This is a genomic window from Pediococcus cellicola, assembly GCF_001438655.1.
GTDB classification, from domain to species: Bacteria; Bacillota; Bacilli; order Lactobacillales; family Lactobacillaceae; genus Pediococcus; species Pediococcus cellicola.
Genome location: NZ_JQBR01000008.1, coordinates 71,892 through 97,205, shown reverse-complemented (window position 1 = coordinate 97,205; position 25,314 = coordinate 71,892). Strand labels below are relative to the sequence as shown.

General features: G+C 39.2%; 28 protein-coding genes. 5 read left to right on the top strand and 23 right to left on the bottom strand.

The genetic code is table 11. The features are described from left to right. Positions 1 to 771: 771 nt before the first annotated feature. Positions 772 to 1,422, bottom strand: coding sequence for an MIP/aquaporin family protein (locus tag IV80_RS07850; protein WP_057751844.1), 651 nt, complete (start codon positions 1,420 to 1,422; stop codon positions 772 to 774). A 210-nt stretch (positions 1,423 to 1,632) separates the two neighbouring features. On the opposite strand from IV80_RS07850, the gene IV80_RS07845 reads away from it, so the two are divergent. The 3 genes from IV80_RS07845 to IV80_RS07835 all read left to right on the top strand — a co-directional run bounded on the left by IV80_RS07845 (position 1,633) and on the right by IV80_RS07835 (position 3,413). After that, entirely contained in the window at positions 1,633 to 2,067 is a 435-nt protein-coding gene (locus tag IV80_RS07845; RefSeq protein WP_057751841.1) for a hypothetical protein, read from the top strand. A 178-nt stretch (positions 2,068 to 2,245) separates the two neighbouring features. After that, the gene (locus IV80_RS07840) at positions 2,246 to 2,974 is read left to right on the top strand and encodes a C40 family peptidase (RefSeq protein WP_057751839.1); all 729 of its coding nucleotides are present in this window, start codon (positions 2,246 to 2,248) and stop codon (positions 2,972 to 2,974) included. Positions 2,975 to 3,089: 115 nt separating this feature from the next. Further along, a complete protein-coding gene (locus IV80_RS07835) occupies positions 3,090 to 3,413 on the top strand; it encodes a magnetosome magnetite crystal formation protein family (RefSeq protein WP_057751837.1) in 324 nt (107 codons plus the stop codon). 1,093 nt (positions 3,414 to 4,506) lie between these two features. Here the strand turns inward: IV80_RS07835 and IV80_RS07830 are convergent. From IV80_RS07830 to IV80_RS07805, 6 genes are all read right to left on the bottom strand, one after another. Then, positions 4,507 to 5,496: a ribose-phosphate diphosphokinase gene (locus tag IV80_RS07830; protein ID WP_057751835.1), complete on the bottom strand. Its 990-nt coding sequence runs from the start codon at positions 5,494 to 5,496 to the stop codon at positions 4,507 to 4,509. A 132-nt stretch (positions 5,497 to 5,628) separates the two neighbouring features. Then, entirely contained in the window at positions 5,629 to 7,038 is a 1,410-nt protein-coding gene (gene glmU, locus IV80_RS07825; protein ID WP_057751833.1) for a bifunctional UDP-N-acetylglucosamine diphosphorylase/glucosamine-1-phosphate N-acetyltransferase GlmU, read from the bottom strand. A gap of 68 nt (positions 7,039 to 7,106) precedes the next feature. Continuing rightward, positions 7,107 to 7,925 (bottom strand): pur operon repressor, encoded by an 819-nt coding sequence (gene purR / locus IV80_RS07820; protein ID WP_147186345.1) that lies wholly within the window; start codon positions 7,923 to 7,925, stop codon positions 7,107 to 7,109. Between the two features lie 224 nt (positions 7,926 to 8,149). Beyond that, a complete protein-coding gene (locus IV80_RS07815) occupies positions 8,150 to 8,941 on the bottom strand; it encodes a metal ABC transporter permease (RefSeq protein ID WP_057751827.1) in 792 nt (263 codons plus the stop codon). Then, positions 8,934 to 9,629, bottom strand: coding sequence for a metal ABC transporter ATP-binding protein (locus IV80_RS07810; RefSeq protein WP_057751824.1), 696 nt, complete (start codon positions 9,627 to 9,629; stop codon positions 8,934 to 8,936). Before IV80_RS07810 ends, IV80_RS07815 begins: the two co-directional genes overlap by 8 nt. Continuing rightward, a complete protein-coding gene (locus tag IV80_RS07805) occupies positions 9,626 to 10,531 on the bottom strand; it encodes a metal ABC transporter solute-binding protein, Zn/Mn family (protein WP_057751822.1) in 906 nt (301 codons plus the stop codon). Before IV80_RS07805 ends, IV80_RS07810 begins: the two co-directional genes overlap by 4 nt. A gap of 205 nt (positions 10,532 to 10,736) precedes the next feature. On the opposite strand from IV80_RS07805, the gene IV80_RS07800 reads away from it, so the two are divergent. Beyond that, on the top strand, positions 10,737 to 11,915 hold the full coding sequence (locus tag IV80_RS07800; RefSeq protein WP_057751820.1) for a GNAT family N-acetyltransferase: 1,179 nt from the start codon (positions 10,737 to 10,739) through the stop codon (positions 11,913 to 11,915). A 55-nt stretch (positions 11,916 to 11,970) separates the two neighbouring features. Here the strand turns inward: IV80_RS07800 and IV80_RS07795 are convergent, their stop codons facing one another. The 15 genes from IV80_RS07795 to IV80_RS07730 form a co-directional block, all read right to left on the bottom strand. Beyond that, positions 11,971 to 12,261 carry a hypothetical protein gene (locus IV80_RS07795; RefSeq protein ID WP_057751817.1) on the bottom strand — a complete coding sequence of 97 codons (291 nt, stop codon included), beginning with the start codon at positions 12,259 to 12,261 and terminating at the stop codon, positions 11,971 to 11,973. A gap of 32 nt (positions 12,262 to 12,293) precedes the next feature. Then, on the bottom strand, positions 12,294 to 12,626 hold the full coding sequence (locus tag IV80_RS07790) for a hypothetical protein (protein ID WP_057751815.1): 333 nt from the start codon (positions 12,624 to 12,626) through the stop codon (positions 12,294 to 12,296). Between the two features lie 26 nt (positions 12,627 to 12,652). After that, positions 12,653 to 13,240 (bottom strand): hypothetical protein, encoded by a 588-nt coding sequence (locus tag IV80_RS07785; RefSeq protein ID WP_057751813.1) that lies wholly within the window; start codon positions 13,238 to 13,240, stop codon positions 12,653 to 12,655. 56 nt (positions 13,241 to 13,296) lie between these two features. Further along, the gene (locus tag IV80_RS07780; protein ID WP_057751811.1) at positions 13,297 to 13,608 is read right to left on the bottom strand and encodes a hypothetical protein; all 312 of its coding nucleotides are present in this window, start codon (positions 13,606 to 13,608) and stop codon (positions 13,297 to 13,299) included. Positions 13,609 to 13,646: 38 nt separating this feature from the next. Continuing rightward, the gene (locus IV80_RS07775) at positions 13,647 to 14,864 is read right to left on the bottom strand and encodes a CPBP family intramembrane glutamic endopeptidase (RefSeq protein WP_057751809.1); all 1,218 of its coding nucleotides are present in this window, start codon (positions 14,862 to 14,864) and stop codon (positions 13,647 to 13,649) included. A 31-nt stretch (positions 14,865 to 14,895) separates the two neighbouring features. Beyond that, positions 14,896 to 15,459, bottom strand: a complete 564-nt coding sequence (locus IV80_RS07770) for a hypothetical protein (RefSeq protein WP_147186344.1) — start codon at positions 15,457 to 15,459, stop codon at positions 14,896 to 14,898. Between the two features lie 77 nt (positions 15,460 to 15,536). Further along, complete coding sequence (locus tag IV80_RS10125; protein WP_147186343.1) at positions 15,537 to 15,740, bottom strand: hypothetical protein; 204 nt, start codon at positions 15,738 to 15,740, stop codon at positions 15,537 to 15,539. Between the two features lie 42 nt (positions 15,741 to 15,782). Then, on the bottom strand, positions 15,783 to 16,349 hold the full coding sequence (locus tag IV80_RS07765; RefSeq protein ID WP_057751804.1) for a hypothetical protein: 567 nt from the start codon (positions 16,347 to 16,349) through the stop codon (positions 15,783 to 15,785). 270 nt (positions 16,350 to 16,619) lie between these two features. Next, a complete protein-coding gene (locus IV80_RS07760; protein WP_057751803.1) occupies positions 16,620 to 17,705 on the bottom strand; it encodes a DUF871 domain-containing protein in 1,086 nt (361 codons plus the stop codon). 19 nt (positions 17,706 to 17,724) lie between these two features. Beyond that, a complete protein-coding gene (locus IV80_RS07755; RefSeq protein WP_057751801.1) occupies positions 17,725 to 18,186 on the bottom strand; it encodes a hypothetical protein in 462 nt (153 codons plus the stop codon). Between the two features lie 232 nt (positions 18,187 to 18,418). Beyond that, on the bottom strand, positions 18,419 to 19,741 hold the full coding sequence (gene celB / locus IV80_RS07750) for a PTS cellobiose transporter subunit IIC (protein WP_057751799.1): 1,323 nt from the start codon (positions 19,739 to 19,741) through the stop codon (positions 18,419 to 18,421). A 318-nt stretch (positions 19,742 to 20,059) separates the two neighbouring features. Then, positions 20,060 to 20,824 (bottom strand): MurR/RpiR family transcriptional regulator, encoded by a 765-nt coding sequence (locus IV80_RS07745; protein WP_057751797.1) that lies wholly within the window; start codon positions 20,822 to 20,824, stop codon positions 20,060 to 20,062. Between the two features lie 119 nt (positions 20,825 to 20,943). Next, positions 20,944 to 22,395, bottom strand: a complete 1,452-nt coding sequence (locus tag IV80_RS07740) for a 6-phospho-beta-glucosidase (protein WP_057751794.1) — start codon at positions 22,393 to 22,395, stop codon at positions 20,944 to 20,946. 121 nt (positions 22,396 to 22,516) lie between these two features. Beyond that, positions 22,517 to 22,864, bottom strand: a complete 348-nt coding sequence (locus IV80_RS07735; protein WP_057751792.1) for a PTS lactose/cellobiose transporter subunit IIA — start codon at positions 22,862 to 22,864, stop codon at positions 22,517 to 22,519. A 96-nt stretch (positions 22,865 to 22,960) separates the two neighbouring features. Continuing rightward, entirely contained in the window at positions 22,961 to 23,278 is a 318-nt protein-coding gene (locus IV80_RS07730; protein WP_057751789.1) for a PTS sugar transporter subunit IIB, read from the bottom strand. Between the two features lie 381 nt (positions 23,279 to 23,659). Here IV80_RS07730 and IV80_RS07725 point away from each other — a divergent pair, with 381 nt between their 5' ends. After that, the gene (locus tag IV80_RS07725) at positions 23,660 to 24,361 is read left to right on the top strand and encodes a GntR family transcriptional regulator (protein ID WP_057751787.1); all 702 of its coding nucleotides are present in this window, start codon (positions 23,660 to 23,662) and stop codon (positions 24,359 to 24,361) included. 54 nt (positions 24,362 to 24,415) lie between these two features. On the opposite strand, the gene IV80_RS07720 is transcribed toward IV80_RS07725, so the two are convergent. Then, entirely contained in the window at positions 24,416 to 25,132 is a 717-nt protein-coding gene (locus IV80_RS07720) for a GntR family transcriptional regulator (RefSeq protein WP_057751784.1), read from the bottom strand. Between the last annotated feature and the right edge of the window lie 182 nt (positions 25,133 to 25,314).

Sequence of the window (25,314 nt, the reverse complement as noted above, 5' to 3'; positions counted from 1 at the left end):
ATCGCGATCCCGCATCCATCACCCTCTACTGCCTTTTTTCCACTGAGCTTTAGGACCGCTCGGCAAGTCAAAAGGGCAGAAATAAGAATGATTCCCGCGGGATCGCGATCCCGCATCCATCACCCTCTACTGCCTTTTTTCCGCTGAGCTTTAGGACCGCTCGGCAAGTCAAAAGGGCAGAAATAAGAATGATTCCCGCGGGATCGCGATCCCGCATCCATCACCCTCTACTGCTTTTTTCCACTGAGCTTTAGGACCGCTCGGCAAAACAAAAGGCGGAAATTAAGCACAACTCCCGCGGGATTGCGATCCCGCATCCATCACCCTCTACTGCTTTTTTTTCACTGAGCTTTAGGACCGCTCGGCAAGTCAAAAGGGCAGAAATAAGAATGATTCCCGCGGGATCGCGATCCCGCATCCATCACCCTCTACTGCCTTTTTTCCACTGAGCTTTAGGACCGCTCGGCAAGTCAAAAGGGCAGAAATAAGAATGATTCCCGCGGGATCGCGATCCCGCATCCATCACCCTCTACTGCCTTTTTTCCACTGAGCTTTAGGACCGCTCGGCAAGTCAAAAGGGCAGAAATAAGAATGATTCCCGCGGGATCGCGATCCCGCATCCATCACCCTCTACTGCCTTTTTTCCACTGAGCTTTAGGACCGCTCGGCAAGTCAAAAGGGCAGAAATAAGAATGATTCCCGCGGGATCGCGATCCCGCATCCATCACCCTTATTTCTGCCCTTTTACCGACTTGCCTCGCGCACTCTTATTTAATCCTCACTACCAACAAATTCGCCGACTCCCGCTGCCAACACTGCTCCTACCAACGGGGCCACCAAATACAGCCAATAATGCGCCATCGCCGAACCGCCCACAAACAACGCCGGTCCGAAACTTCTTGCCGGGTTCAATGAACCACCCGTCAAATTCAACGCCACAATAATCATCAATGCCAAAGTAATCCCAATTACCAAACCAGCAAAATTAGCATTACCCCATTTCTTACTTGTCACCAACAAAATTACCAATACAAATAAGAATGTTACCAATGTTTCCGTAATGAACGCGCCACCTACCGAAATTTTAGGAAAATCCGTTTGTCCCAAACTGTTAGTTGGCAAGCCAAGTTCATGCACCAAATCAAACACCATTGCTGAAGCTAAAATAGCGCCCACAAACTGGGAAATTACATAGCCTACAAAGTCTTTCCAACTCAACCGCTTATTAATTGCCATTGCCAATGACACCGCGGGATTAAAATGACCGCCTGATATTGCGCCTACCGAATAAGCCATTACCGTCACTGCCAGCCCGAAAGCCAGACCAATCGTTAGGGTACTCCCCTTGGCAACTGTCACTGTGCCTGTTCCGACAAAGACCAAGACAAAAGTACCAATAATTTCTGCAATATATTTTCTCATCCTGACATCTCCTCATATATTAAAAATAATGAATAATTGCTATCTACTAAAAATTATAGTTTATATTTTCAAAATAAACAATGTAGATGAACTAAAAATTACCTTTATTTCTTAACTATCCATTAAAAATTACGAAAACAAAGGCTTAGATAAGGTGAAAATGTGATTGTTATGGTAAAATATAACTAATATATTTTAGGGGGAATGACCATGAGTCAAATCGATGTCACATTAATCACAGAACCAACTGCCAAAGAATTTTTAACCGATTATAAAGAACAAAAACGTAACAATAACGTTCCCGAACTTAAAGCTCAGGGTCACTATATTCTACCCGATTACAAACTGACTAGACAACGTAAAGCTTTCAAAATCATGAAGCATACGTATTTAACAAAGCACTATAAATCCTACGTCGCTTTTGATTCTGACAATGGTCACACCCTATGGATGAAAAATTTTGCAAGCTTGACTGAAGCCGTCTTTTGGTTGGAAACCGGATTGGATATTGGCGACACAGATACCCGTTCCACATACAAAGATTGGAAAGTTAAACATAATGATGCCATTGAGGCGTTAAAGGATCAATTGCGTGACTTAAAAAAGAAACGTGATCAACGTGTTTCTTTAGACAGCGCCAACTAGTTATTTGCATAAAAATTGCCATTATTGAAGTTTTCTACCCATTTTTAGGTAGAAAGCTTTTTTCTTATTACAAAATTAATTTCTTCGTTTAATCACATTGAGACGTCATAGTTACGCTCTTGTAATATTTATCCCGTAAGATAGTCATTAAACAATTCGCGCGGGGGTAACAACATACATGAAAAACATCATCAAATTAATTGCAATGTTTGCCATCTTCATCGGAATCACAGCGGCAACTACCACACAGGTACACGCTGCTTCAACTTCTCGTGTAGTCTCTACTACCAATTTAACAGTTAAAAATTATGTTCGAAGAAGTGCCAAAGGATCGTTGTATAACTTAAAGGGCGGCTCCTATGTCAGCTTTCAACGCGTTCATGATTTAAAGAATTATCCTAATACCACTTGGCGGGTCACCAAATCACGTATCATTCTTCGTAACGGTGTTCGCACTCAGTATTTCTTTGTAACGAGCTGGAATGGTCGTGCATCGGGTTGGGTATGGCATGGTTATTTAAAAGCGAAACCAAGTACCGTGACTTACTCAAAAGTATATAGCCAAGCCCGTAAACAATTAGGTAAACGTTATGTGTATGGTGCGGTTGGTCCTAACTCATTTGATTGTTCCGGTTTAACTAAATATGTTTATAAAAAGTCCATCAAAAAAGCACTACCTAGAACTGCACAGTCTCAATACAATAAATACAAAAAAGTTTCCACACGAAGTCGAAAAAAAGGAGATCTTGTCTTCTTCGGCAGTAGCAAAAAACACATTTCTCACGTTGGTATCTACGTCGGAAGTGGAAAAATGATCGACGCACAAAATCGTGGTGTGATCACTGAAAAGGTTGCTTCACCTTGGTGGCATTGTGTCGGCTATTGTCGTCCTGCGACCTTACATTAAAAAGTTTAGTCATGCACACCTGCATGACTATTTTTTTACTTTTAACCATATTTCTATATACTTTTCTCTAAATCCGGTAAAATGTAATTAGAAATAATAAGGGAGGTTGATATCGATGACCACTGAAAACAAATTATTAAGTGCCCTTTCCTATCTGAGTATTTTATTCTTACCTGTGTTGTTTCCATTAATTGTTTGGATTCTAACCAGTGATCGCCCAGAAACGCGGCATTATGCAGCGAACGCTTTAGTTCTGCATCTTCTGCCCGCAATTCTGCTCTTTGCCATTTTTGTCACAGCCGGTATCCTAGGATTAACGACCAATAATGCGGCTTCTGTAGGCTGGTTTTTGATTATTTTACTCAGTCTATTTGCCCTCGTTGCATTTGGTTTCTTCATTTATAGTATTTATAAAGGCATCAAAATTCTTGTGGATTAAAACAAGCCTGTCTAGAGAGTGGGAAAAGCTGACTTAAGCATACGACCTCGTCCGCGCAACTAAAATTGCTAAAACGGTAAGTTACTATGGCAGCCTTTCCCCCGATTGCGATTATTAAAGTTCAGAAACAGAGAACGACTGGGAATTTTTCCCAGCCGTTTTTATTTTTAAAAAAGATAATGTTTTTGTGTTGCAAGCGGTTACATCATGTGCTAATATAATAAGTGAGGAAAGGGAATGAAAGATTTCCGATTAACTCAAACTTCTCGAAGTGCTTCAGGTCAGTCGTCGGTTGCCGATGGTGATCTTAGGTAGAAGCACAACCAGCGGCTATGTCGTGAAAGCTTATCAATCATGGGCATCATGTAAAGGTTTTGCTTGTTGAAAAACATGTGAGCAGTTTACAGTCAGATTGAAGTGTATGTTTAGCTCAAAAGTTTTGATGCGCGACTTAAGCGAGTATGATGAGATACCTTAAGTCATGAGCATCGGTTTTCAAGGTTTTGATGTTGAAAGACATTGTGAGCGGATAAAATAGTTAGTATTTGGCTCAAAAGTCTCGATGTGCGATTGATGGGTGCATAGCTTTCTTGGTAGTATTGCAACTGATTTTGGTTCATATGTAATTAGACTTCGGTTTAAGCAGGTGTTGCCAATGACAAGAGTAAGTGCAAGTTAGAAGTAACTTGCAAAGGTTCCAAAGTTAGACGAAAAAGTAAAATGTAACTAGTACGTTTGCGGAGGTATTTAGGATAAAAAAACTAATTTCTTCCAAAACCGTCTTTAATCACCGTTAGCCTGTATTTTGTGTGAGGCATCACGTGAGAATAAACTTACGCTGAGTCACATTAGCAGATTTTGACAACGACGATCACAGGTAGGTCAGGTTCACGACGGTAGAACAATTGAACATGAAGGTGTAAAGTTATTAACAATTTTGATTCAGTAAATGTTAATCGCGGAATCCTTTCCTCATAGGTAGACTTCAAGCTTTGAGAAGAACTTGAAGTCTATTTTTTTGTCTAAAGTTATAAAATGAGAGCCATACAAAAAAGCGTATCCACATTTTCTATGGACACGCTTCTGCTACCCTTTAGTCTCGTTGCGCTTCTTCTTTGCTGAAGCGGTTGTTAAACAAAGGGCTAACTGGTTTGTTTTCGTGAATTAAACGAATTGCCTCACCAATTAATGGGCCAACCGAGATCTGGGTAATTTTATCAATTTTCTTTTCTTCTGGTAAATTAATGGAATCAGTCACAATCAGTTGTTTGATTGGTGAATTTGCGATTCTTTCAATGGCAGGACCAGACAATACTGGATGTGTACAACTTGCATAAACTTCTGTAGCACCTGCATCCATTAAAGCCTGGGCCCCAAGTGTAATGGTACCAGCTGTATCAATCATATCATCAATCATAATGCAGCGTTTGCCTTTTACTTCACCGATAATGTTCATCACTTCTGCCACATTGGCACGTGGACGACGCTTATCAATAATCGCGATCGGTGCCTTCAAGAATTCAGCTAACTTTCGAGCTCGAGTCACACCACCATGATCAGGTGAAACAACGACAGAATCTTCATCTAAATGATGTTCAATGAAGTAATCTGCTAATAATGGTGCGCCCATCAAATGATCCATTGGAATGTCAAAGAATCCTTGAATTTGAGCGGCATGCAAATCAAGTGCAATAATTCGAGTAGCACCTGCTTTTTCAATCATATCGGCGACTAACTTAGCCGTAATTGGTTCCCGTGAACGTGCTTTACGATCTTGGCGGGCATATCCATAATAAGGAATGACCACGTTAATCGTTTGCGCACTTGCTCGTCTTAAGGCGTCAATCATGATTAAAAGTTCCATCAAATTATCATTCACTGGTGCTGAAGTGGACTGAATAATGTACACTTGGTCTCCACGAATACTTTCTTCGATGTTGATTCTAATCTCGCCATCACTAAAACGATCAACAGACGTCTTACCTAGCTTAACACCAACTGCTTCGGCGATTTTTTCCGCCAAAGGTTTATTTGAATTCAAAGCAAAGATCTTCAACTTTGGATCAGAATATTGTCCAGACATGAAATCCTCCAATAATGATTTTTAACAATCTGTTCGATTACCACTATATATAATAATTCATTTCAGACCCCAAAAGCAAGCGCATTTGATGCCTGGCAACCAAATATTTCCACTTAGCCAATGAACCTGTCCCTATTTTGTAGAATGATCTGCTTCTTCTTGTTTCAAGGCTTCATAAACAGGTAATTTTTTGAAATAGCCTGGCTTGGTTGTTTGTCGTGCTCGGGCAATACCCATGTCATACTGTGCTAAATCATCTGTAATCGTTGACCCAGCTGCTACGTAAGAATCATCCGCCAATTTTACTGGCGCAATAATGTTAGAATTGCTACCGATAAAGGCATGATTGCCAATAATTGAAGTATGTTTGTTTATGCCATCGTAATTGACAAACACGACACCACATCCCACATTGATATCAGTACCTAAAACGGCATTTCCAACATAAGTCAGATGGCCCACCTTTGTACGTGCCCCTAACTTCGCCTTCTTAATTTCACAGAAATTCCCAATATGCACAAATTCGCCAATTTCAGCTTCTGGACGTAAGTGACTGTTAGGACCAATATCACTATCATCATGCATAATTGATTCTTCAATCGTTGATGAGGTAACGTGCACACGGTCACCAATTTTAGAAGAGACAATCTTAGAATTAGCCCCAATAACACAATCAGACCCAATTTCTGTATTACCTGAGATCGAAACTCCGGGTTCCACCACAGTATCAGAACCTATCTTCACGTCCACATCAATGTACGTATTATCAGGATCAATTAAAGTCACACCGTTTGTCATATGTGCGTCATTAATACGTGCCTGCATAATTTTGGTAGCTCGCGCCAATGCCTTACGATCATTAACCCCCATTGATTCAGAGAAGTCTTTCATTTCATAAGCGGCCACAATTTCACCCTGTGATTTCATGATTTCAATCACGTCTGGTAAATAGTATTCTCCCTGGGCATTATTATTCTTCACTTGGTGTAAGGCTGCAAATAATTTCTTGTTATCAAAGCAGTAGACACCGGTATTAATTTCATGAATGGCTGCTTCTTCGCGAGTGGCATCTTTTTGTTCCACAATCTTTGAAACGACACCTACATTATTGCGGACAATTCGACCATATGAAAAAGGATCATCTGCGTCTGCAGTCAAAATCGTAGCTGCTGCTCCTTTTTCCTTATGATATTCAAATAGATCTTCGAATGTGCTTGCCCGAAATAAAGGCGTGTCGCCGCTGACCACCATCGTCATGCCGTCTTGATCACCTAAAATAGATTCGGCTTGTAATACCGCATGGCCAGTTCCTAATTGTTCTTCTTGGTAAGCATATTCGGTGCGATCTCCGAGTTCATCTTCAACCCGTTGTGCGCCATGTCCCACAACTGTCACAACTTTATCCATATGTGTTTTTTCGACTTGCGTTAACACATGGTCCACCATCGAACGTCCACAAACGCGATGCAAAACCTTATATAATTTTGACTTCATTCGGGTACCTTGACCCGCTGCTAAAATAACGGTGTACTTTCCGCTCATTTGAATACCTTCCTCAATTTATAACTTAATTTAATCCTAATAAAAATATCTTTATTTGATCAAAAGATTTATTCAAAAACTTTTGTTAAATAATTTCCTGGCTGAATCCGAATGGCATCTGTATTTGCATCCACATTCAACAAAGAGGTCACATCATCACTCATGCGTTGCCCCTCAGAATTGCCAAGGGCAAACACGGTCGTCCCAATCAATTCAGCATCAAACTCTCCGATTAGAGCCTGCATTCCTTTTAAGGTACCGCCACCCTTCATATAATCATCCACAACCAACACACGTGTGCCGGCCTGTAGACTACGCTTAGAGAGTTCCATTTTCTTGATTTGCGCAGAGGTCCCAGAAACATAGTTGACACTAATTGTTGATCCCTCGGTAATCTTTGAATCATGCCGCACAATAATAAAGGGAACACCCAAATAATCCGCCACACTTTGGGCAATCGGGATGCCTTTCGTTTCGACGGTCATAATGGCATCCACTTTTTGATGTGCATATTCACTAGCAATTAAGCGACCCACTTTTCGTAACACCACCGGATTGCTTAACAGGTCAGACATATATAAATAGCCCCCTGGTAAAATTCGGTCAGCGGTTGATAATTGCTGAATGAGGTCATTAATAATTTCTTTTGCCTCTTGTTTTTGAATTGTAGGGATAAACAAGGCTCCCCCGGCAGCTCCTGGAATTGTTTCTAAGATTCCAGTTCCGCGATTAGCGAAAGTCCGCTTGATAATTGCCATATCTTCACTAATGGAAGATTTAGCAGAATCGTAACGTTCAGCAAAAAAGCTTAACGTTACTAACGTATGAGGCCGTTCCAGAAAATAACGGGTCATATCGATTAATCGATCACTTCTTCGGACACTCACCACACCCACTCCATTCCATATATAAGTTACTTTACCTTCGATCATAGCATAAATGTTCGTGTTTTGGGCAAAAATATCATTATTTTATCGTAATTGTGCGATTTAAAGAAAATAGGCGAAATCTTTTTTTCGAAAGCAACCTTAGGAAGCGTGCCATACCAGCTGCATGCTGGCATATTCCCACTTTTGTTCCTAAGCTTCAAAAAAAGCATTTCGCCTATTCATTAATTACGTACACGATTCCAAATCAACGCCGTAAAGTAGATGACACATTCAATCATTGCGATGAAGAAGCTAACGGGCCAATTCGTCACGTACCCTAGATAAAGGCCTAGCCAAACACCCAACAATGCGGCTCCAATCGCAAATACCATCATCCCGCTCACTGTTCTCGTAAAGTATTTGGCACTAGCCGCCGGTAACGTTAGTAACACGAATATTAGTAATGAACCCACAATCTGAGCGGCCACACTCACGCTCAAAGCCAAAATGACTAGAAATACGATAGAAATCAATTGCGTGTTGACCCCTTTTACTTGCGCACCCACGTGATCAAAAGAATCAAACCGGAGATCTCGGTAAACTAGAAAAATAATCACTAACACAGCCAGAGATAACCACAAAATTTGGTTAACCTCCCCTTGGCTAATCCCAATCATACTTCCAAAAAGAATACTGGTAGCGTCACTTGCATTTTTGTTTGCTAATGATAAAAATAAAATACCTGACCCCAAGAACAAGCTTGAAATGGCACTAATTGAAGCTTCTCGTCGTGACGATTTAGAGCTTAGCTGACCAATCAAGACCGAGCTTACAATGGTGAATAGTAACATCCCGTTCAAGGGCGGCCAACTCATAAAGATTCCAAAGGATGCCCCTGAGAACCCAATTTCTGACAACATGTGGCTTAAAAACGACATATTGCGCCCAATCACATATACTCCGATTATGCCACTAATAATGGCAATCATAGTCCCCGCTATGTAGGCATGCCGCATAAATGCAAAACTAAGCATGTTCCGCCTCCTCCAAATCTGACTCCTTAAATTGAGCGATTGGCCCACTTTGATAATTACCATGTCGCATCAATAAGTATTCATGGGCATAGTCTTTTGCCAATTCAATATCATGTGTGATAAACAAGACGGTCACACCTTGATGTTCATTAAATTCTTTAACTAAGTCTAATAATTCAAATTTGCGGACATTATCCAAGCTCGCCGTTGATTCATCTAAAATCAGTAAATCAGGATCATTAATTAAGGCTTGTGCGAGATAAGCCTTTTGTTTTTCACCACCTGAAGCATCCCCTAATGGTGTATTTTGAATTGTCTCTAAATTAGTCTGTTTAATGATTTTATCCAACTTTTGTCGCTCTTTTTTTGAGAGCCAAGGTAACCGGCTATCATGTAAATTAAGCCCCACAAAATCTCTAATCGATAGTGGATATTCTTCATCAATATTACGAAATTGGGGAACATAGCCAATCTTCATTCGTTTAAATTCCGGATGATACTTAATTTTGCCATGCTGTGGGGCTAACTGCCGTAAAATGACCCGAATTAAAGTGGTTTTTCCCACGCCATTTTGACCCACGACACTCAAAAAGTCGCCTTGATTTAATTGCAAAGAAAGATCATTTAGGACCAAGTGGTCAGGAAATGACACAGTTAAATTTTTAATTGCTAGAACAGGTTCACTCATGATTTACTTTCCTTCTTTTGAATTTTGGCAACTTGCGCATACTGAGCCGTCATCCACTCTAAATAAGTTTTATTCGACGGTTGTGTTTCGGTCACATTTAAGACAGGAACTTGATGCTTATGCGCTAATTTCACCATGTTTTTTACCACTGGATCAGAAGCCTGGGGATTATTGACAAAAAAGGCAATTTTGCGTTGCTTAATGTCATTTTGCATCTGACGGATATCCTTAGCAGTCGGATCGGAGCCATTTTCAACTGATAAGGCAAAATGAGAATTATTAATCCGATAGCCCATCTTTGTAAGGGCATAATCAAACACAGGCTCGCTCACATCAACTCGGCTTTCTTGGCGATTTGCCTTAAGTTGTTTAATCTGAGTTTCAATTTTTGCCAACGATTTCACATAACGAGCCGCATTTTTTGCGTACTGTTTTCGATGGTCAGGATCTTTTTTTGCAAACGTATCTGCCAACTTATATGCCAGCCTTGGCATCGTGCGATAATCATACCAAACATGGGGATTATCCGTTAGTTTTTTTCCCATAATCGCCTGTCCAACGTTGATTTTGGTCACGCCCGCTTCTGAATCTGCTTTAACTAGCCGTTGCATCCAGCTATCGTAACCCAATCCGTTATAGACAATAACATCTGCTTTAGCCACAGATTTGGCCGTTTTTGTGGTGGGTTCAAAATCATGTGGATCCACATTAGGCCCATTAATAATTTTATCTACGGTTCCGTATTTACCAACTACTGCTTCGGCCGCTTCTCCGTAAAAATTCAGCGACGTCACGATATGTAATTTGTCTGACTTTTCTTTTTGAGGTGTACAACCCGTTAAGAGAAGAAAAAAAACGCCGATTAAGGCTACTAACGCATAAATCCCCTTTAATTTTCGCATAAGCGTCTCCATTTATTTAAAAAGTAATCATTACTATTTAGTAACGGTCTACATTATAGCAAACCTATTCCGGTTGAAGCAAGCTCAGTGACTATTTCTTTAGAATTCCGCTCGAAGTAAATCTTTCATAAATTAAGCTTCAAATCTGTCTATACCATTGCCGATTATGCTAAAATTAAGGTATAAATTCACCATGGAGGTTCCTATGAAATCACGTTTTGTCCTTGATAAGACAGCAAAATCTGCCTTGTATGCGTTATATCTGTATGCTTTCAACAAACCAAACAGTGCGGATCGAAAAAAATTCTGGTCCACGCGTTTTGACCACGGTATTCCCTATGGCATTTTCGACGAGCATGAATTAGTCAGCGGCCTTTTCAGCATGCCGTTTGAAGTCAATTTTCATGGTCAGCATTTTTTGATGAACGGCATTACGGACGTGATGAGTGTCCCAGAATATTCTGGTAAGGGTGCAGCTGGCACTTTGATGCAGGCCGCGCTACAAGATATGTATGCTAATGCGGTCGTACTTTCCTATTTGGCACCCTTTTCTTTCTCCTACTATCGTAAGTTCGGCTATGAACAAGTTTTTGATCATCGCCTTTATCACTTGGCAGGAGACAAGCTGCCACGTGTCAAACCAGCTGCCAAGGGTCGGGTGATTCGAACCAGCTTGACTAAAGCAATTCCACTAATCAAGAAAACTTACTCGGCCTCCTCATTGAGCCAAAAGGGCGGCCTACTCAGGCAAGCGTGGTGGTGGCAATATCTCACTGAAAAACATCCCGATTGGCAAGTAGCCTATTATCAAGATGAACAACAAGCCATTACCGGTTACCTGATCTATACTAGAACAGCTGATCAATTTTCTGTCCATGAGTTTGTACACTTGACTCCTGCTAGTTACCAATCACTAGCAAGTTTTGTTTTCAAACATGGCGCAGGTTATCAAACCTACACCTTTGAGGATGCCGATCCAAGTTACCAAGGAGACTTGTTGGCTGATCCTTACGCCTTGCAAGTTACTACTCAGCCCTACATGATGGGTAGAATTGTGAATTTACAATCCTTTTTAGAAAAATATCCATTTCAGCAAGTCAACTTTGAACCAATTAGCTTTAACCTTAAAGATGAAACTATTAAACAAAATCAAGGAGCTTGGACTATTTCTGCTACCGCTGGCAAAGTGGGCATCGAACATGATTCTGAGTCACAAGCTAACGTTCCAACCTTTACCATTCAGCAATTCACTAAAGCAGCCTTTGGATACCGCTCTTTTGCTTCCCAGCAACATTTTGGTCAACTTGACGCTGACCCAGAACAATTAACGGTATTGGACAACTTATTTGTGAATCAAAAACCAATTTTGGCTGATTACTTCTAAAATTAAAAATCACCTATCAAGGATCTGTTACTCCTGACAGGTGATTTTTAATTTTTTAAATATTTGGGATACCGATCCCTCCCATGGGAAATGTTTGAATGTCATAATCAGTTTTATAAAGCTTTTCTCCCTTCAAAACGTTCACAAGGACATCCTCTTTGTAATCATCTAATTTTCTAGTTTGCAAAATCACTACTGTTTGTGCTTTATTCCCCGTCCATTTTCCCATTTTTTTTAAAACTGGATAGTGGTTAGGATTGAAATCTGTAGGTTGCTTAAATTTAATGCATACCAACTCTGCATTTAGATTATTTAAAGCAAATTCAAACAAATTCTGCTTTGTCATTGCTGCGGCCTCCAACCTTAAATACCTTATTTTTAACCTGCCCAATTAACTAAAGCCATCGGACTAATCGTTGGTACGATTTTTAACTGATACTTATTAGTAGCTTGTCCAAGTTTCAAAAATTCATTGTTAATGATTTGGGTTGCTTTCGTCATACTTTTTTCTTTAGCCAAATCTCCTTTAATCGCCACAATCAACATTTTTTGATCTGGACTAATATACCATTTCCCGACAGCAGCTAAAACTGAGTCTTCAGTCGGATCAAAACTTACCCTTGTATCAAATTGAATTCTGATCCAGCGCCAGGCAGCTCCCAATTCCTTCGACTCTTTTTGATATTCTTGAATTTTATGTTTAAGTGTCAAAATACGCACTCCTTTTGCTTGATATTTTATATCCCAAGTTTTAATTTATTACCACTAACCGTGTTTAATTGTTGTGGATATCCTGCTGCAGGCGCCAAATCATTGAATTGTGTTTCAAAATATTTATACTTTTTTTCAGGGTCATCAGGCATCTTCGTCAGCACAAATGGATCTTCAAAACTCACATTATTTTCTTTCATTAATTGTTTTAGTTCATCAAAAACGTGATAGTTGGCATTCAAAAAATAATATTGGTTATCTTTTATGCTGATGATTATCGCCAACTCATAATAGTAATGCGGTAACGCTGCAAGTATTCCTATTGTCCGTACGAGACCAATTTGCATATAGGAAATTTTTTGAATGGACTCCGTTTCAATAACCGTATTTTTATGATTACTTATTTGCATCTTACCGTTCGCAAATTCAACGCTTAACGGCTTTGGTTCCCCCAAGACCGCTCTAACCGCATTTTTCAGTTTTGGGTGTCCTGCTTCATAGTCCACGCCATTCACTGAAATTCTTACTGGTGTCAATCCTTTACGATAAGCATCACTCGCACCCGATAAATACAAACTTGCATTTTCAAACGCTTCTTTAGCAATTTTATGCATGTTATTCATCTTCTTAATCTTGATACATCCTTGAATTCAACTCTTTTACTTCTCCGTTAGAAGGGTGTGTAAGTAAACGGTACATTAGGCACATGTGTCAACAAATATTCTTTTGGCACATATTTTTGCTCACTTAATACCTGCGTAATTATTTCTTGCACTTGATCAACATTTTGAATTTTAGCACTCCCTGGAACGGCCAAAATATATACATTTTTATCGGGGTCTTTCCACCATCTACCAAGGACTTGTAATTTTAAATAATCTCTGGGATTAAATTTAACCGGTTCTCTAAATTCGATTCGATACCATTGCCATTTTCTTTTCAGAACACTCATTTTTTGAAAATAACCTTTTATTTTGTCCATAACACTCATCTCTATTTTTAGTTAGCTTCGTTTGACTCTTAATCCGCAAGCGACTTCTGAATACTTTGCTTTCGCTTTCCCGTGACTGCAAACAAACCAACGATGACAAGGACAATGACCACAATCCAAGTTGCAACCCATTCCACACCGTCTGGTGCTTCCATCAATAAGCTGCCATTCATATTAGAAAAAGCAAGCACATCTAGGAAGAAATGACTAATCATTGGCACCGCAAGACTTTGCGTATAAAGATATGCGGCTGAAAGGATAACACCGCCACCAGCTGCAAATAGCATCTGATTCAACGTGGCACTAACCGATTGTCCTGCAAGTAAGTTGGCTGAATGCCACAGACCGAAGAGCAAACCATTAATTAAAATGACCCAAACGTACTGATTTTTCCGGTGACTAAACGCTTTCAAACTTAAAAATAGGACTGCAAAACGAAAGGCCCACTCTTCACTAATAGTCTCTAAAGCCTGCAATACAATTTTTAAGTTAAAGTGCCCCCAAGTAAAATCAAAGCTCGTGAAAATAGTCGATAACTTGTCACCATCCCCAAAACCATTCCAGATGATCAAGGCCACCAAAGTCACAACCAACAAACCCACGACCAGCCAGTTGGCATTCCGTGAAATACGCCAGCCCGGTTGTTTAAAGCCCCATAGATACATCAAGAAACCAATGGTAAGTATAAACGCGAGCGCATTCACAATGCCACTCATGTCAATCGTTTGTAGCACGGATCCAATTTCTCTAGGTCTGGTATACATGAGTGATAGTACTGATCCCGTCCCAATTGTTTCAAATACAATAATTGTAATTAAGAGAACTCTGCCAATATAGGACTGAATATTTACGAGCACATAGTACGTTGCAGGCAAATACATTACTAAAACATACAACATAGCCAAGATCGCTAATATGGGGTAATTCAATAATAAAACTTTATGCAAGATTAAAGTAATTGCGGCTAAACCCAGCGGTAGCAAAAAAAATTGTCCTACTGATTGGAAAATATAGTTACATTTTCTAAGTACCTTTTTTACCTTTTGATTTGACTTGAGCGGCTTTTCAAAAGGTATGCCAACTCCCAAGATCACCACCAAGGCACCAAAAGCTACTTCTACAAATCGTGTTGATCCAAATGGCTCCCAAAAGAAACTCAGACAAAACGCAACAAACAACACAATCAGTTGCCAAATATACCACTGCTTTAACACACGTACATATTTTACGGATAAATTATTGATCATTACTTACTCCCCCAAAATTTCTTGCTCGCTTTTATATCAAAAATGGCATCCATTTTAACTGCAATGGATAATTAGTACCTTTGATTCGTTCAACATAGAACTTATTAAAATAATTTTCACGTTCTTCATTGCTGGGTAATGAGGCGATGTCAAAAGGATCCTCAACAGTAACTCCCTGTTGCTTCAAAAGGGGTGACAAGCGTTGAAATACCATAAAGTTTGGATTCAGCACATAGTAGAACCGCTCTTGAACACCAATAACCATCGTCATAGAATACGTATATGCAGGAGGCGCAATTGGCATTGTCCGAATTGCACCAAACTGAACAAAGTTAAAGTCACTCATTTTTTCAGTCCTAGCCACGTTGCCTTGTTTGTCATGCACCATCATTTCATCATCTGTAAATTCAATTGTGGCTGGCTTAGTAAGTCCCAAAGCCGTTCTGACGGCTTTATGATTCTTTTTTGGAATACGAGGGAAAAATTCATTATTAACTGAAATTCGCATCGGTGTCAAAACGTGTAATACCGATTTTTCTTTATCATTGCCGTAATCATTAATAGATTCAAATACCGAAGCTGGAATCTTATACATATTAAAGCCTTCTTTGAAATTGACTAAATCATTTTCAAAATAAAACCCCTTGATATTTCTTCCAAAATAAGTGCCTTTTAAACCAAAGCCAGAAGTAACGCTCCCCCTATAAACAAAAGGATCAGGCCAAAGAACAGGCCAAACCATAAACCGTACCCCACAAATACATTGTTATTGCTACCAGCATGAGCTTTAAAGGCCTGAACCGCCTTTTTAAAACTGTAAAATTGCCATGCGGCTAACAATAAAACCAATACACCGGCTAATCTTTCTGATAACATTACGCGCATCCCCCAACGCATGTATTTTTCCACGACTCTAGGTCAGAATGGCCACCATTCTAATGACAGCGGATAATTCGTACCCTTAATTTTCTGTTCATAGGAATTACCAAAGTAATCTTCTCGTTGTTCATTACTTGGTAACTTGGCGATATCAAATGGATCTTCAATTGTGACCGAATGCTGCTTTAAAATTGGCGTTAAAAGTTGAAACGGCGTAAAGTTCGGATTCACAACATAATAGTGCTGATCATGCACGCCAATAACCATGGTCATCGCAAATGTGTACGCTGGAAATACCATAAACGTTCGGAGCGCTCCGAATTGAACAAAATCAACCATATCAATTTTTTCTGTGCGAATAACGTTTCCCTGCTCATCATGGATTTTAATTTCATCATTTGTAAACTCAATTAAAGCTGGATTATTTATGACGGCAGCTTTTTTAGAAAATTTTTTCAAGGCCCCATGATCTTTTTTCGGAAGCTGCGGAAAAATTTTCCCATCAACTGAGATCCGCATTGGTGTAAAGACATGTAACACTGCCTTTTCCTTATCATTCCCATAGTCGTTAATAGATTCAAATGCTGAACTTGGAATCTCATACATAAAAATCACCCTCTCAAATAAAAAGAAACCGCTTTCTTGATATCACACCGATATCATAGCACCATTTTTTAAAAATAGCAATAATTACTAAAATAAACCTTATGTTTCCAAAGAAATCAGAAACATAAGGTTTACATTTTACTCACAACCTACATTAATTTAATATCAGACACTACATCTGATATTTTTATTTTCGCTCAATTAATTTCGCACTTTATTGCCGAAACGTGTTAAAAAAACAGACCTCTTGCAAAGTCTGCCTTCAAAACCTTATTTCAATTCAAATGTACTCCATGGTTTAATGTAATCCAAAAGGAATAAATCATCGTCGGTCAAGTGACCCACAACATTACGACGGCCATCATTTGGGAAAGCCTTCAACGCAATCTGTAATTCACCCTTGTAGCGACTATAATCATCATTCACCACAATGATATCACCACGTTTAAAGTCTGCTTTTGCATGATGTGCAGGAATTTCTTTATCCTTGTACCAAACACGTGGCATGGTGTCCCGCAAGAGATAATCCGAAGCATCCCCACGATACAAGTGTGGCTTGCCCAAAGCAACCAATTTCTCGTTAGTTGTCAGGTCGTCCACAAAATCAGCATGCAATACCGGATATCGGCCAAAGAACGTCTCAGAAGCCGCCCTAAGCTCTTCTTCTGAAGCATAGGCATTGCCAATCAATACATCGTCAATCAGACCGGTCAATAGTAAGTGCTGCACTTGAGTTGCAATTGGCAAATGACGATCATCTTCAATCGTTGGCAAGCCATCTTGAATTGGCCAAGGACCGAAACCAGCCACTTTTGAACTGACAAAGGCAGCGGTATTGATATTGTGTTGACGGAACAGCTCAGAACATTTTGTAAAGAATTCTTCACCCAGTCCTGTATATTCCTGTGGATAAAAATTATGACAACCCAATAAATTTTGTTTGTCGGGTGCAAAACTCAAAATGTTTTCTAAATAACGTGTGCCGTTACTCATATTCACTTCAATCTTAATGCCGTAAGGATTACGTGTCATACGGGCCTCTTCCATTCCCGTAAATCCTTCATCCAAACGTAGACCCCAAGCACCGAGATCATCAAAAAATGACAAATCATCATAGGTGACCCCGAGCTGTTTAAATAAAGATGGGTTCATATCAACCATCACTTTGAAATCAAGTGATTTAGCATATTGCACAATCTTCTTGAAGTTAGCCACAACTGCTTCTTGGTCACCATTAATTTGCAAAAGTGACGTGAAAACTCGTGTATAACCATATTTATGAGCTAAGTCTAAATAGGCTTTGTCCTTTTCAAATGTTGAGTGTTCTGGATATAATGAAATTCCTAATCTTCCCAAAATAGTTCCTCCTTGAATATTAAGCTGTAAAAGCTCTGTACAGCTGATAGATGAGTACTATCGAACAAATGAATACCACCAATAGATTGGCCAGGAAGGCAAAAGTCTCATTCCAAGCCAAGTGTTCAATGTCTTTCACCTGTTCCGATTTTCGCCTAATTTTAATGCTGACATAACTACCCCCAGAGATAATTAAGCTAACGAAAGGCACAATAAACAGGGCATTTTTGCTTACCACAAGTCCCCCACCCATTGGGACACGATTATTTAGAAATGGCGTTGCCAAAACTGCAATAATCAAGGGAATAAAAGAAACTGCTTCACTGTAGCCAAATCGATTATAGGCAATATTTTGCGCCCATTTTGGAAGATCATAAATGGTCGTTTGTTGCGTTTTGGTTTTTGACTTGATCTTGTCCACAGTAGCTTGTGCAGCTCGTTCAGCAGCTGCACTTGGTTGATATTTTTTATGTTTACTCATGGTAATCCGCTCCTCTTTGAAACCAATCTCTCTTTTAATGTCTGTCTACTTTAATTATACGCATTAATAGGTGTCTACAGTTAAATTCTTTTGTAGAATTTAACCCTTGTGTTTAAATGGACCATCCTTGGACTTGTTCACATTCAAATCCCATGGTTCTTTTAAATACTGTCTTACTAAAAAATCTGCCGAAAAGAATTCGACAGATTTTATTGGGTTTAACAACGAATGTTTAGTTGTTTGCAGCAGCTTCTGCAGCTTCTTTATCAGCAACTTCTTTTTCTTGTTTCAATGCTTGACGATCAGCAATCTTGAAGAATGGGTACCAAATAGCACCACCAACAACAAAGTTAACTAATTGCAATACCGCACCAGAAATGTGTCCAGTTGCCAACCAACCTGAGATAATTGGCGGTGTGGTCCAAGGAACCGCAACACCCATTGTCCGTGCAACAAGTCCTGTATCCATACCAACGTAACTAATCACAACGGTTACTAAAGGTACTAAGATAAATGGAATTGCCATAACAGGGTTCAAAACAATTGGAACACCAAACATAATAGGTTCATTAATATTGAAGATTGCAGGTGCAGCAGCCAAACGACCAATAGCCTTTAAGTTAGCTGATTTAGCTAAGAAGAACATCATTAAGGCTAAGGAAATTGTTTCACCAGAACCACCAGCATGAACGAAGTTATCAACGAATTGTTGACTAACAATGTTTGGAATAGGTTTGTTAGCTTTAACAGCGGCCGCATTTTGTCCCATTTGTCCTAACCAGATTGGCGCCATGATACCACCAACAACGTTGGCACCATGAATACCAAATAACCAGAGGAAGGAAACAAAGAATTCAGCGACAAGTTCGCCCCAGATTGTACCACCAACGGCTGTCAAAGGTTTCGCTAAGATAACTGTGATGATATTAGGAATTGTCTTGAAGAAAGTAAATCCAACGGCAATCCGAAGTAACCAAACTAAAGCAATAATGATGAAGCCAGGAATTAATGCAGAGAACGCATTCCCAACTGCAGGTGGCACAGTGTCTGGCATATGGAACTGCCAGTTCTTATGAATCATCCATACATAAAAATCAGTAATGAATAATCCAACCAATAGGGCTTCGAACAATCCCATTGAACCTAACATTGTCAAAGGCACGAATACGTTACCGGCCTTGTCTGTGGTCAAAGGAATCGTTAGTAAGAAAGCACCTAACGAAATAATACTTGCTGATAGTGCGTCAACACCATCATACGACTTAGCTAATTGGTAAGAAATACCAATGCAGGCAACCATTCCAATAATATTGAACGTTGCGTTAGTCGCCCAACCAACAACTGTTGCCCAGTTAGGACCAAATACCGAACCCATCCAATTGATGTATGCCGGAATTGGGAACTGACTGACAATCATGAAGACTGAACCGATAATGATTAGTGGCATTACCAGCGCAAATCCATCACGAAGAGCAACCAAATGACGAGAAGCAGCCATCTTCCCAGCTAAGGGAATCAGTGTGTTTTGCACGAAGCCGTTTTTCTTCTCACTCATATAAAACCCTCCCAAATTATCACTTGTAACGATATATAAATAGCAAAACCTGTCAAATAATAAGCATAACTTTGCAAGTGATAACGTTTATTTGAAATCGTGTTGTATGCGGTTTCATCATTTACAATATAGCACATTTTAAGATTTGTGCCTACCTATTTTGGCAAAAAAAGTTAATTTTTTCTTTAAAAAAACATGTTTCAAAACGAAACATGTTTCATGGTACTAATTGGTCTATCTTTAGAATTGTCTTGTATAAACTACGCACTTGATCTTCACATTATTGGTATAGTCCGATTAAAAAAACCAGAATAATTTTTAAAAAATGGAATCTTTTTGAACTTGTGAAGCCTTTAAAAGATCCTTATGTGCTTTAATGCCAATTTGTTCTAATAAAAACACGACGGGAATTTGCGAAGTCAGATTTAAATCTGCCATTCGCACTTCTGGCACGTTATATGAGATATTAAAGTCCACTAGTTGTGCCAGTGTGGAATAGCGATTTGCTGTAATCCCCATTGTTTTCGCACCATTTTCTTGATAAAACTTAGCTTGCTGCAAAACTTGTGGTGTCTCACCCGAAACGGAAAGCAAGATTAACAACGTGTCCGAAAAATCTCTACGTGCCAAGGGTTTCGGTTGAAAAGGATCTGTAATACTTAGCGTGTAAATACCATAATTGGCAAGTAAGCGGGCCCCATACTGAGCTAAGCTGCCACTCGTCCCCAACCCAAATAACAAACTGGTATCTGCTGCAATAATAAAATCGGCAGCCTGCTTAATTTTGTCAAGAAAATGTTCATCATTTACCTGATCAAAAAATTGACTCATAGGTAACGTTGGTTGTTCATCTGGCTGTTTGGTGGCCATTTTTTGCTGGCGCTTCAAGGCGTACTTAAATTCTGAGTAACCATCAAAATCCATTTTACGTAAAAAACGTAAGATTGTGGTTGGTGAAACATGACTTTTTTTCGCTAACTGGCGAATCGTCATACTTTCGACTTCTACTGGATGAGCAATGATGTATTTATAGATGCTTAGTTCCAACTGATTTAATAATTTAACTCTTTCATACGGAAACATCCTTTGCACCTTCTTTTTGAGGATACCTTTACCATAACACTTTCACAGGTTCTTGGAACATGTTTCAAAAGAAAAAAACAGCCAGCCATACTTTGGTTGACTGCTTTAAAATTTTGAAATTAAGATTCTGAAATGTCTTCTCCATTCGTGGCAATGACTTTCTTGAACCAGTCAAAGGAATCCTTCTTAGAACGTTCTAGAGAACCATGGCCTTCATCATCTTGATCAACATAGATAAAGCCATAACGTTTCTTCATTTCACCCGTGCTGGCTGAGATAAGGTCAATGCATCCCCATGGTGTGTAACCCATTAAGTCCACACCATCTTCGACGACCGCTTTTTCCATTTCCTTAATATGATCATGGAAATAACTAATGCGGTAATCATCATGGACACTGCCATCAGCTTCTTTCTTATCATAGGCACCAAACCCATTTTCCACGATAAACATTGGTTTGTGCCAACGATCTTGCATCCAGTTCATGGCGTAACGCAAACCAACAGGATCAATTTGCCAGCCCCAATCAGATTTTTCTGTATATGGATTATCAACTAAGTCTTTAGATTCTGTGTAAACATAATCAGGATTATCGGCACGATACTTCGTCACAAACGACATGTAGTAACTAAAGCCAACGTAATCCGCTGTCCCTTCACGTAAATCTTTGGCATCTTGCTCAGTACGATCAATTTTAAAGCCTTTACGTGCCCAATACTTAGGAACCCAGTTTGGATAAAAACCGTTTGCCTGGACATCGCCGTAGTAGTAACGCGTCTGCATAGCACGTTCTGCCATCATAATATCCTTTGGATCTGCTGTCAGTGGATAAATAGGACACATAGCAATCATATCGCCAATTTGAAAATCTGGATTAATTTCATGACCCAACTTGACCGCTTTGGCACTAGCCACCATTTCATAATGTGCAGCCTGGTACATAGCCTCTTCCCAATTGTCATCTTTGCCTAATTGTAAGCCAGAATTCTGTAGCATAGGATGTGGATCATCCCATGTGGTCTGATTATTGATCTCATTGAAGGTCATCCAGTACTTAACTTTGTTACGATAGCGTTTGAAGACTGCTTCCGCATAGTTCAAGAAGAAATCAATCATCTTTCGATTGGACCAGCCACCGTATGCTTTGACTAAATGATAAGGAATTTCAAAATGCGATAATGTAATGACGGGTTGAATGTTGTATTTCAACAATTCGTCAAATAAATCATCATAAAACTGTAAACCTTCTTCATTGGGTTCTGTTTCATCACCCTTAGGAAAAATTCGTGTCCATGCGATGGACGTTCGGAAACATTTAAAGCCCATTTCTGCAAATAATTTAATATCTTCTGGATAGCGATGATAAAAATCAATGCCCCAGTGGTTAGGATAAACCTCGCCATCTTTAACGCCATCAGTTACTCGACGTGGATGGTCTTTGTCGCCTGCTGTCATCACATCAGCAATGCTAACTCCTTTGCCACCTTCTTGCCAACCACCTTCTAATTGATGGGCCGCTACTGCACCGCCCCATAAAAAGCCATCTGGCATTTGCATTTTTTGTTCACTCATAGTTGCACCTCGTTTTATTTAAAAAAGGCTGAGAAAATAACAATTTTCCCTAGCCTAAGTCTTCCATTTAGGAATATTATTATTCAAGTTAACAATCAGACAGACTAAGCCGCCTCAGTCATTAATCGTCATCTTCAACTTTAACGCCATCAAGACGTTTATAAAGATCCACAATTTCTCCTGCCAAATCACGGAAAGTAATGGCATTCATAATATGATCTTGAGAATGAACTGTTAACAAAGTAACTTTGGCATGCTTGCCGTTGGCTTCATCTGTCAACATTCCAGTTTGAGAGTTATGCGCTTCTGTTAAGAAATGGTCAGCTTCCTTCAATTTGGCATCCGCTGTTTCAAAGTCGCCCTTTTTGGCAGCGTGAATTGCTTCAAATGAGGAACTTTTAGCATTCCCACCATTCATAATTAAGCCCATGATTGCTTCTAAATTTTGTTCTTGTTCTTCTTCAGCCATTACCTGATCCTTCTCCTTCAATAGTTATGTAAAAGCGGAAGCAATTGCTGTTTCCGCTTACAAAATCAATTAATGTTAAGTCTTTAAATTTAAGGCTTATTTGCTAACGCCTAAAGTCTTGAATGCTTCTTTCAAGACTTTTTCACCATTCATCATACCGTAGTCTTGCATGTTAATAACTTCAACAGGAATATCCAATTTACTCTTGAAGTTATTTTCCATATAACGAACTTGCGGTCCAAGCATTAAGATATCTGGATGTTTTTCTTCCAATTTGTTATTTGCATCGGAAGCTGCGGTTGCAAAGATCTCTGCATCAACGCCTTCTGCTGCTGCGGCCTTTTGCATCTTAGATACCAAAAGACTTGTTGACATACCTGCTGCACAAACTAACATAATTGTTTTTTCTGCCATAATGCTCACTCCTAATAATAATTGTATTTTTGTTAGTGGGCGATTTATTTTTAAACCGCTTTCATTACAATTGAATTGTAACTCGTAGGTACAAATTTTACAAGTCCGAGCATCAACTTTTTTTATAAAGGCGCCGTCATCCTGCTTGGTGCCGCGGATCACTAGTTTTTAAGTTTTTTTAATGAATAAAATTTGTACTTTATTCACAAAATTGGTGCTCATGAATTAAGTCGTTTTTAGCTCTAAAACATGTTTTTAGATGAAAAAACATGTTCTTTTTTCATTTTAGAGTTGACTATTAAAACGGTTACATTACAATGAGTAGATGAATGGTGGGTACAAATTTTAAATGAGCCAAACTGGGGATTGGAGGCAAAATACATGTATCACGACATTGCGGATGATTTGATTCATTCGATTGAAAATAAACTCTTTAAAGAAAAACTTCCCACTGAGCATCAACTCATGGAACGGTACAATGTGAGCCGCAATACCATCCGAAAAGCCATCGATATTGTTGCGCAAAAAGGACTCGTCCGCCGTGTGCAAGGAAGCGGCTACTTTGTTAATGATATTAGTCAGGCCGAAAAAACCGTCGTCAATCTTACAATGGGATTAAGCCGCACACGCTATCATAAAGAAATGACTTCAAAAATTGTAACTTTTGATGAAATTCACGCTGACGAAGCTTTGTCACAACAGTATGGGGTGCGCAACGGTGCTGCCTTATTACGTGTCATTCGCTTACGGTATGTGGAAAAACAATTATACAGTTTAGAATATGCGTACTACGTCAAAAGCGAAGTTCCTTCACTTAGTTTGGCAAGTATTAATCACTCTATCTTTGATTATATCCGCGACAAATACAATATTCGGATTAATAACTCTGACCAATACTTATCCCAAGACCGTTTGACCAGTGAAGCTGCTAGCTTATTAGGATTAAAACCTAAAACGGCTTGTATGACTTTGCAACAGTCTAACTTTTATAAAAATGACGTCCTATTTAATTTTTCACAAACTATCTACGTCTATCCAAACCTTAGTTTCTATTTTCATGCCGCAAATCAGTCCGGTAATTAGGCATCCAAACTAAAAAATAAACCTTCACCATAATTCTTGGTGGAGGTTTATTTTTTAGTTATTTAAATCTACGTCAGCCACTACTTGGCTAGTTTGATAAGGAAATCTCGATTCAGAAAACTCAAAAGGCTTCCCGTCTTCTAAATAGCTAACCTGTTTAATCACCAAAACGGGGTCATCTTTTTTTACACCCAAAGCTTGCACATCCTTTGAAGTCGCTTTGTCAGCCCTAACTATTCGATGAGATCCTGATATTGTGACGCCACATTCCTTAGTTAGATAATGATAAACCGAATGCTTCAGGACAGTTTCAGTGATTTCCGCAATTGCAGTCGGCATAATTGTGTGCTCGAAACTATAAACTTTTCCGTCTATATAACGCACCCGCTCAATCACATACACAGGCTCTGTCGCCGTTATCATGAGTCTCTGTTGCTCTTCTGGATTAGGTAATCGTGCATCTAATTTTAAAACCTTACTTTCAATCTTCTTGTTTGGATGGGTATGTGTCGTTCCCAGCGGTTTATCAAAAGAGTTACCCATGTCATCTAAATTTTGCAAGTAATCTTTACGCACAAAGGTGCCTGCCCCACGTTTAGTGTAGACAATTCCTTCAATGATTAAAGCTTGAATGGCTTTTCTAATCGTAATTCGCGTCGTATTAAATTCCTCAGCAAGCTGATTTTGATCAGGCAAAACCTCACCTGCCTTGAAATTTCCTTGAACAATTTTCTTTCTAATATTTTCAGAAATTTCCTGATATTTGTACATTTTCTTCCTCTACTTCATCTTTTTTATATATTTATATCTACAGTTTACCTTTTTAAGAGCCTATTTAACACCATATCATACCGTAAAAAGCACAGACTAATGGGATTTTTAAAAATAAGTATATACTTATTTTTAAAAAGTCTTTACTTAGTTATAGATATGGTTATATAATGTAAACGGAT

Excerpts from the sequence above, each read along its gene's own strand:
- IV80_RS07850 (WP_057751844.1), bottom strand. The coding sequence starts at position 1,422 with ATGAGAAAATATATTGCAGAAATTATTGGTACTTTTGTCTTGGTCTTT.
- IV80_RS07845 (WP_057751841.1), top strand. The coding sequence starts at position 1,633 with ATGAGTCAAATCGATGTCACATTAATCACAGAACCAACTGCCAAAGAA.
- IV80_RS07840 (WP_057751839.1), top strand. The coding sequence starts at position 2,246 with ATGAAAAACATCATCAAATTAATTGCAATGTTTGCCATCTTCATCGGA.
- IV80_RS07835 (WP_057751837.1), top strand. The coding sequence starts at position 3,090 with ATGACCACTGAAAACAAATTATTAAGTGCCCTTTCCTATCTGAGTATT.
- IV80_RS07830 (WP_057751835.1), bottom strand. The coding sequence starts at position 5,496 with ATGTCTGGACAATATTCTGATCCAAAGTTGAAGATCTTTGCTTTGAAT.
- glmU (WP_057751833.1), bottom strand. The coding sequence starts at position 7,038 with ATGAGCGGAAAGTACACCGTTATTTTAGCAGCGGGTCAAGGTACCCGA.
- IV80_RS07815 (WP_057751827.1), bottom strand. The coding sequence starts at position 8,941 with ATGCTTAGTTTTGCATTTATGCGGCATGCCTACATAGCGGGGACTATG.
- IV80_RS07810 (WP_057751824.1), bottom strand. The coding sequence starts at position 9,629 with ATGAGTGAACCTGTTCTAGCAATTAAAAATTTAACTGTGTCATTTCCT.
- IV80_RS07805 (WP_057751822.1), bottom strand. The coding sequence starts at position 10,531 with ATGCGAAAATTAAAGGGGATTTATGCGTTAGTAGCCTTAATCGGCGTT.
- IV80_RS07800 (WP_057751820.1), top strand. The coding sequence starts at position 10,737 with ATGAAATCACGTTTTGTCCTTGATAAGACAGCAAAATCTGCCTTGTAT.
- IV80_RS07795 (WP_057751817.1), bottom strand. The coding sequence starts at position 12,261 with ATGACAAAGCAGAATTTGTTTGAATTTGCTTTAAATAATCTAAATGCA.
- IV80_RS07785 (WP_057751813.1), bottom strand. The coding sequence starts at position 13,240 with ATGCATAAAATTGCTAAAGAAGCGTTTGAAAATGCAAGTTTGTATTTA.
- IV80_RS07780 (WP_057751811.1), bottom strand. The coding sequence starts at position 13,608 with ATGGACAAAATAAAAGGTTATTTTCAAAAAATGAGTGTTCTGAAAAGA.
- IV80_RS07775 (WP_057751809.1), bottom strand. The coding sequence starts at position 14,864 with ATGATCAATAATTTATCCGTAAAATATGTACGTGTGTTAAAGCAGTGG.
- IV80_RS07770 (WP_147186344.1), bottom strand. The coding sequence starts at position 15,459 with ATGTATAAGATTCCAGCTTCGGTATTTGAATCTATTAATGATTACGGC.
- IV80_RS10125 (WP_147186343.1), bottom strand. The coding sequence starts at position 15,740 with ATGTTATCAGAAAGATTAGCCGGTGTATTGGTTTTATTGTTAGCCGCA.
- IV80_RS07765 (WP_057751804.1), bottom strand. The coding sequence starts at position 16,349 with ATGTATGAGATTCCAAGTTCAGCATTTGAATCTATTAACGACTATGGG.
- IV80_RS07755 (WP_057751801.1), bottom strand. The coding sequence starts at position 18,186 with ATGAGTAAACATAAAAAATATCAACCAAGTGCAGCTGCTGAACGAGCT.
- celB (WP_057751799.1), bottom strand. The coding sequence starts at position 19,741 with ATGAGTGAGAAGAAAAACGGCTTCGTGCAAAACACACTGATTCCCTTA.
- IV80_RS07745 (WP_057751797.1), bottom strand. The coding sequence starts at position 20,824 with ATGTTTCCGTATGAAAGAGTTAAATTATTAAATCAGTTGGAACTAAGC.
- IV80_RS07740 (WP_057751794.1), bottom strand. The coding sequence starts at position 22,395 with ATGAGTGAACAAAAAATGCAAATGCCAGATGGCTTTTTATGGGGCGGT.
- IV80_RS07735 (WP_057751792.1), bottom strand. The coding sequence starts at position 22,864 with ATGGCTGAAGAAGAACAAGAACAAAATTTAGAAGCAATCATGGGCTTA.
- IV80_RS07730 (WP_057751789.1), bottom strand. The coding sequence starts at position 23,278 with ATGGCAGAAAAAACAATTATGTTAGTTTGTGCAGCAGGTATGTCAACA.
- IV80_RS07725 (WP_057751787.1), top strand. The coding sequence starts at position 23,660 with ATGTATCACGACATTGCGGATGATTTGATTCATTCGATTGAAAATAAA.
- IV80_RS07720 (WP_057751784.1), bottom strand. The coding sequence starts at position 25,132 with ATGTACAAATATCAGGAAATTTCTGAAAATATTAGAAAGAAAATTGTT.